This window comes from Nostoc sp. NMS4 (assembly GCF_017115095.1).
Classification (GTDB): Bacteria; Cyanobacteriota; Cyanobacteriia; order Cyanobacteriales; family Nostocaceae; genus Nostoc.
Map to the genome: position 1 here is coordinate 19,083 of NZ_JABXKI010000149.1, position 12,619 is coordinate 31,701.

The window sequence follows — 12,619 nt, forward strand, 5'->3', positions numbered from 1 at the left end:
TGGTTGCGTCAGGTCTAAACAGTTCAGCTTGTGTTTACACCGTAGCCGATAAATTGGGGGGAACTTCTAAAGCCGCCTTTTAAGGGGGTTTCGGGATCTCAGTGCGTAAGTTATGGTACATTCTCTCATTATTGAAAGAGCGATCGCGCATCTGTTAGTATCTAGAAGATACATTAGTCTTTCTTGTATTTATTTATTGAGTCTATACCCCTTCCTTGGTAAGTATGACGTTGCTGGTCAATTTCAGCAAAGATATTTATTAACTCTGGTTGTTCTTGCCAAGCTCCAAATAATTTATTCAATTTTGCTAGCCTTTCTTCATCTGTTGTTAAGTCTAGTTTTTCTACAACAGGTTCAGTAGAAGTAAGTTCTAGATTAACGATTATTTCTGCCCCATCAGGAATACTGTGAATTTGCTCTAATAATTCAATAGTTTGACCGCGTTTTATTCCTCTAATTTTCATTGTATGTTTACTCCTGTAATCACTACTATTCAAATATCAGACATTTTTTTCATTACTCAATGGTAACTTATGTAGCGTAGAGGCGTATCGGCTGGTGTTAGACATCGTCCCTTCTATGAGTAATATATAATCAAACAATAAAATTTAAGCACTTACCAACTGAGTCAGGCGTTTCAATATACGTAGTACATCGTACAATTCATTTCCAGGGTTACGCATCAAAAAACCCTTTGATAAAGCATAACATGGTGGATTTCCTTTCACTAATTTGACGAAAATAAACTCGCTTCCCGTGGCAATCATCCCAAAGCTAGGTTTATCAGTATCTGAATTTCCTAACAGATAAGCAATAATTTGTGCAAGTCCTTGTTCAACTGAAAAAGAAGCTCTTTTAGACTCAATAATCATCACCCATAATTGCTCTTTCAAAACTAAGGTATCTATTCTGCCTTTAATGATTACATCTTCATCTGGCACAGCAATATCTATAGATTCTTCTGACTTTACATAAAAAGGAGCTAGATAAAAATCTCCGATAAAAAGTAATGGGTCTACAACTGCCATTCTAACTACATCTTCTAATAAAGGTGGGTAATTAAGAAGATTTAAATAACCCATTTTCACCTTATCTAAAAGTTGTTTATCTAAATCATTAATTTCTGATAAATCTTCTTGCCATTCACGGAAAAATAAGTCATCCACAACTAACTGAATACCAAAGGTATCGATTAAGTAGCGTAAGTCAATGACCTTTGCTTGGATTGTTTGCGTCATAAGTTTTGGGGAGTGGAATATAGTAAATTAATTGGCTTTATCCTACTCATTAATTGCTGCTTCCAGCCAAACTTCCACTTCATCTGCTAACAACTTCTGCGCTGCATCCATCATTGATGTTGCGATGTCTTTCAGGTCTTCACGATTGTTCAAGTAAGTTTTCAACGCTTCCATTGGGTCGATGCTGCTACTTGCACTCAATTCAGGAATCCGGGGTCTGGCTAATTGACTCACTAATTCTGCTTGAATGGTGTAGGTATGAGCGGGACTTAAAGCAGTATGTAGAGAGGAACTGTCAATTAAATCCATTTGTTCAGAGCGGAGTTTGTAAATTAGCCGCACTACAGCATCTTGAATATTATATTTTGCGATCGCTTTCATTAACACTGCTTGCGGATCATCTGCTTTCGAGATATCCACCTCAATGGTTTGGAAAGTCCGAACTGTTAACGGACAAAATTCCCACTCAGCGCTTCCCCGCTCCAGTTCCAGCATCACATAGCCTTTGTCTTCTTTTTCTTCACTAAAATCTACCCGCTCAATACTCCCTGGATAAATCACCGGCGGGTTGTTAGATTTATTCAGATTTTGGTGGCGGTGGACGTGTCCTAACGCTACATAATCAAAACAAGGTCGTGTTAGCAAAGATAGGGGGAGAGTAAAGCCTTTACCTACTGCCAAAAAGCGTTCTGCGCCCAAGGTAGCATTGTCAGCCATCAAGTGAGCCAAAAGGATAGTAGGCACATCGGGGTCAAGACGGCGAACTTCCCCTTCTAAAACAACTCGCAGACGTTCCGTTAATAATTGGTTGACTTCCGCCAAAGACAAACCTTCAGTCTCTTGGCGAGTCATCAAAGTAGAACGAGTCAGCCAAGGCAGAGTAATTACTTGCACTTTCCCATTGCGGGTTTGGATGCAGTGCGTAGTTAATGTATCACCAACAACAAACCCTGGCACTCCCAAAGTGCGGTAAATATTTAAACTCGCTCCTCCCTGTCCTTGGGAATGTTGGTCATGATTGCCTACCAGCAGCACTGTCGGAATACTGGCATCCATCAAACGGCGAAACTGACTGGCAAAAGCTTGCTGTACATAAGGCGGTGGTGTAGCATCTGGGAAAGCATCGCCACCAAATATCACCATATCAACAGCATCTGTCAGCGCTCGGTCAATACATATAGACAAAGTATTGACAAAATCCTCCAGTCGTGTATTTAATCCAGTTGCGGGATTAATTCGTCCGTGGGAGAAGCCGCTTCCCATGTGGATATCGGAGAGATGGAGGATTTTAATCATATTTGTCCTTTGTGCTTAGTCATTTGTCCTTTGTCTAATATTAATGACAAATGACAAATGACCAATGACCAATGACTAAATATGAATTCCGCATTCTGTTTTATCACTTCCTCGCCAGCGTCCGGCGCGTTCGTCTTCGCCTTCGCCTACTTTCGTGGTGATGGGTTGGTCGCCGATGCTGGGATAACCTTGGTCGTGGAGGGGGTTGTAAATGACTCCATGTTCAGCCACATAAACCCAGCTATCTTGACGTGTCCAGGTAGCTATAGGATTTACTTTCAGCCGACCTTTACCATCTAATTCAAATATGGGCATATTTGCACGGGTTACTGCTTGGTCGCGGCGGCGGCCAGTAATCCAAGCGACGCTGTTGAGTTCATCTAGACCCCGTAACAGTGGTTCAATTTTTGTAATGTGGTGGAATTTGGCAATATCCTTGTCCCAGAGTTTGTCGCCATATTTGGCTTCAAAGGCTTCGCGGGTTTCTACGTCTGGAGTTTTGAAAGTTTGCAAATCCAGGTTGTAGATTTGTATGGCTTTGGCAACTAATTCTAGGCTTTCAGGGAAGTGGTGCAAGGTGTCGAGAAAGATTACAGGAACGGGATGCTTCAGTTCTGTGTAAAGAATATGGGTAATTATCATGTCATCCACGTTAAAGGCGCTTGTTTGCACCAGTCCGGTTGGGATATTTTCTATAGACCATGCCAATACTTCTTTGGGAGTGGCAGTTTCAAATTGCTGATTTAATTTTTCTAAGTCAAAAGCGATCGCTTGGTTTCTAGATGCCGTGGAGACTGTCATGATAATCTTCTATTCAAATATTTTTACCTTGATTAATATCGATCTTACCCCATTAAGCCGCGTATTCCGCTCGGATATAAGGTAATTATTTTGTTCGGAAATTACTACATTTTGGGATTGGGGATAAGAAAAATAACCGCTATACAATGCCCAGTAAAAATTCTTACATAAGCAAAAATGAAGTATTTACTAAGAAATGTTACGGCAATTTAAGTTTTACAATGCTTTTATAGATATATATACTGATTTTGATATGGTTAAGGAACTATTAATAAAAGGGATTTTACTTAAATGAACAATGCAAAATTCAGCAATCCGTTAGGCCAATCTATAATTATGGGCGCTTTAATGGTATTAACCAGCGTTGGTATTATTACAATAATGAACTTTTTCTAAGATATAAGATTTCTCATTTTAGCAATAAGACTTCATATAGTCCCGCTCAAAACTGAGTGGGACTTTTACTTTTCTGATGCACATATATCAGTGCATATTAAGCCTCTTCTGTAACTTTCAGCAGATAAAAATTCAGGACTTACGCATTAGACATCTCCAGAAATTAAATATGCGTTACCCAGAACCCGTTCTTTTTCGGAGATGTCTAATGACAGAAATTTGCCTATTGTCCGATTAAGAAGCTATCCCGGCTGAACCCTCTCAAAGAGCTTGACTCAAAAAATAGACCTCTTGCATAAATCAAAAACAAGAACCCCTCCCCTTGCTAGGGCTACGGGGTGGGGTGTTATAGACTTTTGCAAAAGGTCTAATAACTAAGCTTAGTGCTATTCGATCCTAAGTTGAAGTTAGTTTTGTGGCCAGTTAGGGAAAACTATTGTAGCTACACATGGTACTTAATTAAGAAATTTTTGCGTGTCACTCACTTTCGCTTAACTAAACACCATTGATGCTTGTCTTATCTAAAATATCCAAAAAACAACACCATTATGGTTAATGTATCTTTGATCGAAAACCAAATAAAATCCTTAGAATTACCGATCGAGCGCGATCACTTTCTGCGTACAATGATTCGAGAATTGGCTGGAACCTTACAAGATGTTGTTGGGATTGAACAGGCAGAAGGCTTTTTGAATGTGGTTGGCTATCGAACAGGTAAACACGTCAATCAGCAATACCAGAACGCTTTGCAACTGTCAAATCTTTCTCGTGAGCAGGTAACTGCCGTTCTCGTAGATTGGAAACGCCGGATTCAAGGCGACTTTTACGTGATTGAAGAAACTGACGAGAAGATCGTTTTAGGCAATCGGAGATGCCCCTTTGCAGAACAGGTCGAAGGGCGCGAAGCCATGTGTGTCATGACATCTAATATTTTTGGCGCAATTGTAGCCGACAATCTCGGCTACGCTAGAGTCGAGTTACAAGACACGATCGCTAAAGGTGCACAAGAATGCAAAATCGTCATTTATCTCAAACCTAGCGAAGTATTAGACGAGTTTACAGCACAAGAATACTTCAAAGGATAGTAACAGCGTCAAGGGGGATATTTGCAGACTATAACCACCTCCCTGTAATATGTATCGGCTGAAGTTAATCCCCAAAGCATAGTTTGGTCTCTTCATTTTTACCCCGTCAGTGCTACGAGCAACGGTAAAGATCCCTGTACCCCAAGATCATGACACCCGATCAATTTTTAAAGTTTGCCCAGACTTTACCAGAACCTCTGCTTCTTGTGACTAGCACAGGTGAAATTTTGGCAGTAAATCAACCTGCTACCAGACTCTTTAGCAAGACGAGTAAAGCACTCATTGGTCAACATCTTACCGAGTTTGTCACTGATTCTTCAGAGAAGATCATCGACTATCTTCGAGCTTGCTCCCAAAGTCGTCAAATGATTTTGGGAGCTTTAACCATCCACCAAGCTCAGGGAGAGGGGATTGCTTGTCGTAGTCAAGGAGCTGTGATCCAGCCGCGATCGCCAGAAAATCCAGCCATCAATTTATTACGGTTAGAAAAACGAACGAGTAATGAATTTGTTTTGCTTAACCAAAAAATTCAGGCGCTGAGTAAAGAAATTCGACAACGCCAACGCATTGAATTAGAACTCTCACAATCGAATGAAACCTTAAGACAAACTCTAATCAAACTGCAAAAAGCCCTTGAAGTTGTCCAAACGGAAAAGATGTCTGGACTAGGACAGTTAGTTGCAGGGATTGCCCATGAAATTAATAATCCGATTAGCTTTATTCATGGAAATTTAACTTATGCAAGTAAATACTATGATGATTTACTGAAACTGATTCAACTCTATCAGCAAGAATATCCTAATCCGAGCCTAGTGATTCAGCAGGAAATTCAAGCCCTGGATCTTGATTTTGTTCGACAGGATATCGAAAAATTACTCCAGTCAATGCAGACAGGTTCCGAGCGTATTAGCGAGATTGTGAAATCTTTGCGAAATTTCTCTCGATTAGATGAAGCAACATTCAAAGTGGTTAATATTCATGAGGGTTTAGAGGCTGCATTAATGATTTTACAAAGTCGCCTCAACCCTAGTCAGGGTCATTATGGTATTGAAGTGATTAAGGACTATGAAGAATTGCCTTGGGTTTTTTGTTCTCCAGGGCAACTCAATCAAGTGTTTATGAATCTTCTGAATAATGCGATCGATGCTTTAGAAGAAGCTGAACAAGTGCGATCGCCAGAATCAATGCAAAATTATCCCAGTCGGATCTGGATTCGCACCCAGGAACTAAGCGATCGCTACATTGCAATTCGCATCAAGGATAACGGTAGCGGAATCCCTACCCAGATTCATCATCAGATATTTAATCCCTTCTTCACTACTAAGCCAGTCGGTAAAGGGACAGGATTAGGATTATCGGTTTGTTACCAAATCATCGAGAGCCATAATGGTAACATTAATGTGATATCTGATCCAGCTTGGGGAACTGAATTTAGTATTGAGTTACCCATTATTCACTGATCAAATCCATAGGCAATCGCCTATTTATAAAAACAGAATACATGCGTCAGTCGCCAGAATTCAGATGCCCTAGTGACCGACTGGTGCTTTGACTCCTGCACCCCCTTTACCCAGGAATAATAATAGGGGTAATGAGCAAAGAAACCCTATGCCTACGACTCGAAAGCAATCTGCGTAAGACAAAACAGCAGCTTGAGTATCTACTGTTTGACTCAATAAAGCTAGTGCTTGTTGTTGTGCTGTTGCCGCATCCATACCTTGATTTTGAAGTGCCCCATTGAGCAAGTCGAGACGCTGATTGGTTTCTGGGTCATAAGGGCTAAGTTTTGCTAACAGGATATCTCGATGAAAAGTCTGTCTGCGGTCAAGCAGAGTTGTAAGTAGGGCAATGCCGATACTGCCACCTAGTTGTCGAGTTAGGTTGTAGAAACCAGAACCGGCGGAAATATCTTTTTTGGGTAGCGGCCCTAAAACGGCCAAACTCAAAGGGAGAAACATAAATACAGTAAAAGCCCCGCGCCATACCAATGGCCAAAATAAATCGTCTGTGCCGCTTTGTGGGGTAATTGCTGCCAATTGAAACATGACTCCAGATGAGCCGACAGCGCCGATCGCAATTAAAAATCGGGCATCAACTATACTAGTCAGCTTGCCTAATAAAATCATCCCGATCGCAGATGCTAAAGCCCCAGGTGCTAACAATAGTCCTGTTTGTGTTGCCGTAAATTGCAGCACGCTTTGAGCAAATATCGGCACAGCAAAGAGTGCGCCATAAAGCCCCATACCCACCACTGCTGAGAGAACGCTTCCCGCAGCTAAAGAACGGTGACGCAAAACTCTTAAATCCACAGCCGGGTGATCTGTTTTCAGTTCTCGCCAAATAAACAACCCCAAGCCGATAATACCGACGATCGCCAAAGTAACGATGAAACTAGAAGAAAACCAGTCGTCTGTTTCCCCTTCTTCTAATACAGTTTGTATGCTACCCACAGCCACGATTAAAAACCCAATTCCCCACCAATCAACAGCTTGGTTTTTGGTATCGCCCTTATCCTTATTTTTTGGTAAAAATGCCAAAGACATCGCTACTGCAATGATCCCAAAGGGAATGTTGACAAAGAAAATCCAGCGCCAGCCTAAACCATCTACTAAAAATCCTCCTAATGTTGGGCCAATTGCCGGGCCAGCAATCACACCCACGCCAAAAACTGCTTGAGCTAAACCTTGTTCAGCTGGGGGAAAAGTCTCGAACAAAATCGCCTGGGCTTTCGCTAGCAATCCGCCACCGCATAAACCTTGGAGAATTCGCGCCGCGATCAACATCGGTAGATTGAAGGATAGCCCACATAAAACAGAGGAAATCGTAAAACCAATCAGCGAGAAAATAAAGTAGGTTTTACGCCCAAAGTAATCTCCCAACCATGCAGATAAGGGAATTAAGACGACGTTAGCGATCGCATATCCGCTAACTACCCAACCCACTTCACTGATAGTTGAACCCAAACTAGCTTGAATATCTGTCAGAGCTACGTTGACAATACTAGTATCAATTACTTCTAGTATTGCACCCAGAGAAGCCGTAAATGCGATCGCCCACTTCAATGGCCCGTGGACATAACCAAATTGGTCAAAACTAGAAGGTTTAATGTTGGTAGCCATTATTTAGCACAAATAATATTTGGGAGATGTCAAACCATGCCTCGGTTAGCCTACGCTGACACCAAAGCTAAAATTAAATTTTGTATACATACGCTACGGTAGCGTATCATATAAAAATGGTCAAGGGAGTTCTTCCTGAAAAGCGGCAGAAATACCTATGCTAAAGATGGATGGTCATTGCTGCTGTTTTCGTGCATGAAAATTGGGTTATAAGGCTTATTTGCTTCCCAGAAGCTATGTTCTATGCCCAACAGTAGAGTAAATGTCCAAAAAGATATTGCTTGGGGATAATATTTTTATGAGTAAGCAAATCAACAGCACTTCTGGAAGACCACGCAGCATCCACGCCGACCAAGCTATTTTGCAAGCGACCTTAGACTTGCTTGCAGAGGTAGGGTATGAGAATATGAGCATAGAAGCGATCGCTTCTCGTGCTGGAGTTGGTAAAACAACCATCTATCGGCGTTATACTTCCAAAGAAGAACTAGTTGCAGACGCGATCGAAAGTCTCAGAGATGATGTAGCGATCCCCGATACAAGTAGCTTTTGGGGAGACATGGATATCCTGATTAATAATGCCGCCAAAAAAATAGATAGTCCCCTTGGTCGTCAGACACTAGCACTGATAATTAGTACAGCGTCTAGCAATCCTCAGTTTGCAGAGGTCTATTGGACAAAATATACAAAACTCCGACGCGAAGCCTTTTCTAAAGTACTTGAGCGTGCCAAGTCTAGAGGCGAAATTCAGAATAATGCAGACGTAGACCTAATTATTGACCTTGTGAGCGGGTCACTATATTATGCATTGATCTTCAAACCCACAACTGAGCCTGTAGAAGCATATATGCGCCGCACCATGAATCTTCTCCTCAAAGGTATTGGGAATGGGGCATAGGGCATGGGGAGTAGGGAGTAGGGAATGGGCGAAGAATTCTTAAAAACTTCTAACTCCCCAGTCCCCAATCCCTAGTGACTGTTTTCAAACTAGAAGATCCCCCCTAACCCCCCTTAAAAAGGGGGGAAAAGAAACTCTAAAAGCCCCCCTTTTTAAGGGGGGTTGGGGGGATCTCAAAGATTCAGGTGCTTCAAGAAGGGTTTGAAAACACGCCCCAATGCCCAACTTGTTGCTAAAATAACTTTCCATTATAGTTCATAAATGAGATGATAGAGAAAAAGGTGGACAATTGTTATTTTTCTCCTTCCGCTTCTGGTTGCATAATAGCATCACAGTATTGAATGAGGGTTGTCAAGCGATCGCAAATCGTTTGAAGTCTCGTTTGTATAGTAGATGCTTGCCGCGCTCCTTGGAAAAACATCACATCTATTTCCAACAGGCGCAATTGCTTGCTCATCTCCGTTTGATAAGACTGCACTCGCCAGTTTTCATCAGCCAAAGGCACAATCTGTTGCCCAAAAAACTGCTGCAACATGGCTACACGCCGCCGCAGTTCTGGCACAAGAATTTGGGTAGTTGTGGCATCGGAGCGTAATTGCTCTAATAAAGTTACGAATGCCACATATTTCTCACAGTTTAAAGACATCCAGTGCTAGTTAAGATAGTATTAATGTCAAGTAATTTTTCTTATACAATAAACTTTCTTAAAGACTTATCACCACTAAAAGCCTCAAATCGTGATTTGAGGCTTTGTTTGCCATCAATGGATTTTCTTTCTTTAACGATCCTTGAAACTCAAAATGGATGACTACCAGACGTTCCAGCGTCCCAAAGGCTACGCTATTGCAATTGGAAAATCATCCTTACACTGCTTCTTCCACCCGTCTTTGGGCAACAGCATCTTTTCAGGGCGATGCTGCTAGTTTTATTTATCATTCACTTATCTACCGATCCTTTCTAAACCCAATTGTATGAGCAGTATAGCGATAAATTCATCAGTTGACCTTGCCATTCCCGAATGGTTAAAAAAATGTTTGAAGGAGTCATCGACAAGTAGCGGCTCAGGGGAAGATGACCGAAGGCATAATGATACAGTCTTAATTGGTCGAGCATTTGAATTTGCTTACCAATTGCATGAAGGCCAATACCGCAAATCGGGAGAACCATACATTGCTCATCCCATTGCTGTAGCCGACTTGTTGCGTGACTTGGGAGGCAGTGCTGCTATGATAGCAGCTGGATTTCTCCATGATGTCGTTGAAGATACAGAAGTTACAAGTCAAGAAATAGAAGAACGCTTTGGCCCAGAAGTACGACAATTGGTCGAAGGTGTCACCAAGCTTTCTAAAATCAATTTCACCAGCAAAACCGAAAGCCAAGCCGAAAACTTCCGGCGGATGTTTTTGGCAATGGCGCAAGATATTCGGGTGATTGTAGTGAAATTGGCAGATCGTTTGCATAATATGCGAACTTTACAATATATGTCAGAGGCCAGCCGCCGCCGCAGCGCCCAAGAAACGCGAGATATATTTGCACCCTTAGCCAATCGCTTAGGGATTTGGCGGATTAAATGGGAACTGGAAGATTTGGCTTTTAAGTATTTGGAACCGGAAGCTTTTCGGCAAATGCAAGAGTATGTTTCTGAAAAACGGACGGCGCGAGAAGAGAAATTAGCCAAAGCTACAGACATTTTGCGAGAACGTTTGCAGCAAACCGGCATCCACTTTCAGGATATTAGTGGTCGTCCCAAGCACCTTTATAGCATTTATCAAAAAATGCACCGCCAGCAAAAGGAATTTCATGAAATTTACGATTTGGCGGCGCTGCGAATAATTGTTCAAACCAATCAGGATTGCTATCGGGCGCTGGCGGTAGTTCATGATGCTTTTCGCCCAATTCCTGGCAGATTTAAAGACTATATTGGACTACCAAAGCCTAACCGTTACCAGTCATTGCATACTGGGGTGATTGGATTAACCGGTCGTCCTTTAGAGGTGCAAATTCGGACAATCGAAATGCATCATATTGCTGAGTATGGGATTGCCGCCCATTGGAAGTATAAAGAAACAGGTGGTTCTAGCATTAGCCATTTGACAGGGACAGATGACAAGTTTACTTGGCTGCGGCAACTGTTGGAATGGCAAACCGATCTCAAGGATGCACAAGAATATCTTGATAGCGTCAAAGATAATTTATTTGAAGATGATGTCTATGTCTTCACCCCAAAGGGGGATGTTGTGCCTTTAAGTCCCGGTGCTACCACTGTAGATTTTGCTTATCGCATTCATACAGAAGTGGGAAACCACTGTTCAGGGGCGCGAGTGAATGGGCGAATGGTGCCACTGTCAACGCGGCTTTCCAATGGCGATATTGTAGAGGTTCTGACTCAAAAGAACTGCCATCCGAGCTTGGATTGGTTGAACTTTGTTAGGACTTCGGCGGCAAAATATCGCATAAAACAATGGTACAAGCGATCGCGCCGAGAAGAAAATGTCGCCCGTGGACGGGAATTGTTAGAAAAGGAACTTGGTAAAACTGGTTTTGATAGTTTGCTAAAGTCGGATGCGATGCAGATTGTCGCCGAAAAGTGTAATTACCACAGCGTAGAAGATTTACTCGCTGGTTTGGGTTACGGAGAAATTACGTTGAACCTAGTGCTAAATCGCTGGCGAGAAGTAGCCAAGGGACAACAACCAGTTGCCAATGTGTCGCCATTTATCCCCAAAGAACCAAGTTCAAAAGCTTTGCGAGATGCGCCTCCAAGTACTTCTCGCTCCACTGATTCGCCAATTGTTGGGGTGGAAGGGTTGATGTATTATTTAGCTGGGTGTTGTACCCCGATTCCTGGCGAACCGATTATTGGTGTGGTGACGCGAGGTAGGGGGATTTCAATTCATCGCCAAGGCTGCCATAATCTGGAGACTGTGGAGTATGAACGCTTAGTGCCAGTTAGGTGGAACCCAAGCGCTGAAAGTAGTGGCCGTCCGCATACGTACCCAGTAGATGTTCAAATTGAAGCCCTGGATCGTGTAGGGGTACTAAAGGATATTTTGTCACGCTTGAGTGACCAAGGGATCAACGTCCGCCATGCCCAGGTGAAAACCTCTATTGGTCAACCTGCATTGATGGACTTAGGAATAGATATACGCGATCGCTTTCAATTAGAGCAAGTGTTCGTCCAAATTAAGAAAATGAGCGACATTTTGAATATCCGCCGCGTTGGTCAAATTGACGAGTAGGTGTCTTGATTGGTAGGGTGAGGGAAGAATTAAGCAGTTTACTCATCTAGGTTTAAGCGTAAGTTTTACCCCTCCCTAACCCTCCCCTTATAAAGGCTACGGTGTACACACAAGTCTGAAATACCTGATGAATCTGGGTTTTACCCCACCCTAACCCTCCCCTTTCCAAGGGGAGGGAACTAGATTTTCCGGTTTCCCCCCTTTACAAGGGGGGATTAAGGGGGGTAATTCGACTTATGTGTACACCGTAGCTCTTTTTAAGGGGGGATCAATAATTGCCTAAAATCACAGCCAACCACTTTTCAAACAACCTCTAACACCAAACGTATTGTTATATATATATCTTTTGCAGAGACGCGATTAATCGCGTCTCTTAGTTTTTACGGACATCTCAAAACAACTTTAATTTTTATTAGTTAGATATCCTGATGTTCTCTAGGTGATACAGCAGCTAACTTTGACATACTTTAAATTTATAAAAGTTTGATAAAGTATGTCCAAACTTCTGGTTAGTCAATATCACACAGAAGTAGAAAGAATTATCCAATAT

General features: G+C 42.2%; 10 protein-coding genes. 4 read left to right on the forward strand and 6 right to left on the reverse strand.

The genetic code is table 11. The features are described from left to right. Nucleotides 1-173 precede the first annotated feature (173 nt). The 4 genes from HWQ37_RS12485 to cysH form a co-directional block, all read right to left on the reverse strand. A complete protein-coding gene (locus HWQ37_RS12485; RefSeq protein WP_292747673.1) occupies nucleotides 174-464 on the reverse strand; it encodes a hypothetical protein in 291 nt (96 codons plus the stop codon). 144 nt (nucleotides 465-608) lie between these two features. Next, nucleotides 609-1,238 (reverse strand): restriction endonuclease subunit R, encoded by a 630-nt coding sequence (locus HWQ37_RS12490; protein ID WP_292747676.1) that lies wholly within the window; start codon nucleotides 1,236-1,238, stop codon nucleotides 609-611. 42 nt (nucleotides 1,239-1,280) lie between these two features. After that, complete coding sequence (locus HWQ37_RS12495; RefSeq protein WP_292747679.1) at nucleotides 1,281-2,534, reverse strand: exonuclease SbcCD subunit D; 1,254 nt, start codon at nucleotides 2,532-2,534, stop codon at nucleotides 1,281-1,283. A gap of 75 nt (nucleotides 2,535-2,609) precedes the next feature. Further along, a complete protein-coding gene (cysH, locus tag HWQ37_RS12500) occupies nucleotides 2,610-3,335 on the reverse strand; it encodes a phosphoadenosine phosphosulfate reductase (protein ID WP_292747681.1) in 726 nt (241 codons plus the stop codon). A gap of 944 nt (nucleotides 3,336-4,279) precedes the next feature. On the opposite strand from cysH, the gene HWQ37_RS12505 reads away from it, so the two are divergent. Continuing rightward, nucleotides 4,280-4,816 (forward strand): methanogen output domain 1-containing protein, encoded by a 537-nt coding sequence (locus HWQ37_RS12505; protein ID WP_292747684.1) that lies wholly within the window; start codon nucleotides 4,280-4,282, stop codon nucleotides 4,814-4,816. A 149-nt stretch (nucleotides 4,817-4,965) separates the two neighbouring features. Further along, nucleotides 4,966-6,276: an ATP-binding protein gene (locus HWQ37_RS12510; RefSeq protein WP_292747687.1), complete on the forward strand. Its 1,311-nt coding sequence runs from the start codon at nucleotides 4,966-4,968 to the stop codon at nucleotides 6,274-6,276. Nucleotides 6,277-6,345: 69 nt separating this feature from the next. Here HWQ37_RS12510 and HWQ37_RS12515 read toward each other — a convergent pair whose 3' ends face one another. Further along, entirely contained in the window at nucleotides 6,346-7,935 is a 1,590-nt protein-coding gene (locus HWQ37_RS12515; RefSeq protein ID WP_292747689.1) for a DHA2 family efflux MFS transporter permease subunit, read from the reverse strand. 298 nt (nucleotides 7,936-8,233) lie between these two features. Between HWQ37_RS12515 and HWQ37_RS12520 the strand changes: the two genes are divergently transcribed. Beyond that, complete coding sequence (locus HWQ37_RS12520; RefSeq protein ID WP_292747692.1) at nucleotides 8,234-8,830, forward strand: TetR/AcrR family transcriptional regulator; 597 nt, start codon at nucleotides 8,234-8,236, stop codon at nucleotides 8,828-8,830. A 292-nt stretch (nucleotides 8,831-9,122) separates the two neighbouring features. Here the strand turns inward: HWQ37_RS12520 and patD are convergent, their stop codons facing one another. Continuing rightward, nucleotides 9,123-9,476, reverse strand: a complete 354-nt coding sequence (patD, locus tag HWQ37_RS12525) for a heterocyst frequency control protein PatD (protein WP_292747695.1) — start codon at nucleotides 9,474-9,476, stop codon at nucleotides 9,123-9,125. 325 nt (nucleotides 9,477-9,801) lie between these two features. On the opposite strand from patD, the gene HWQ37_RS12530 reads away from it, so the two are divergent. After that, the gene (locus tag HWQ37_RS12530; protein ID WP_292747697.1) at nucleotides 9,802-12,069 is read left to right on the forward strand and encodes a RelA/SpoT family protein; all 2,268 of its coding nucleotides are present in this window, start codon (nucleotides 9,802-9,804) and stop codon (nucleotides 12,067-12,069) included. Nucleotides 12,070-12,619: the final 550 nt, after the last annotated feature.

Bases quoted from the DNA above. Each gene is read 5' to 3' on its own strand.
- HWQ37_RS12485 (WP_292747673.1), bottom strand. From the start codon at position 464: ATGAAAATTAGAGGAATAAAACGCGGTCAAACTATTGAATTATTAGAG.
- HWQ37_RS12490 (WP_292747676.1), bottom strand. From the start codon at position 1,238: ATGACGCAAACAATCCAAGCAAAGGTCATTGACTTACGCTACTTAATC.
- HWQ37_RS12495 (WP_292747679.1), bottom strand. From the start codon at position 2,534: ATGATTAAAATCCTCCATCTCTCCGATATCCACATGGGAAGCGGCTTC.
- cysH (WP_292747681.1), bottom strand. From the start codon at position 3,335: ATGACAGTCTCCACGGCATCTAGAAACCAAGCGATCGCTTTTGACTTA.
- HWQ37_RS12505 (WP_292747684.1), top strand. From the start codon at position 4,280: ATGGTTAATGTATCTTTGATCGAAAACCAAATAAAATCCTTAGAATTA.
- HWQ37_RS12510 (WP_292747687.1), top strand. From the start codon at position 4,966: ATGACACCCGATCAATTTTTAAAGTTTGCCCAGACTTTACCAGAACCT.
- HWQ37_RS12515 (WP_292747689.1), bottom strand. From the start codon at position 7,935: ATGGCTACCAACATTAAACCTTCTAGTTTTGACCAATTTGGTTATGTC.
- HWQ37_RS12520 (WP_292747692.1), top strand. From the start codon at position 8,234: ATGAGTAAGCAAATCAACAGCACTTCTGGAAGACCACGCAGCATCCAC.
- patD (WP_292747695.1), bottom strand. From the start codon at position 9,476: ATGTCTTTAAACTGTGAGAAATATGTGGCATTCGTAACTTTATTAGAG.
- HWQ37_RS12530 (WP_292747697.1), top strand. From the start codon at position 9,802: ATGAGCAGTATAGCGATAAATTCATCAGTTGACCTTGCCATTCCCGAA.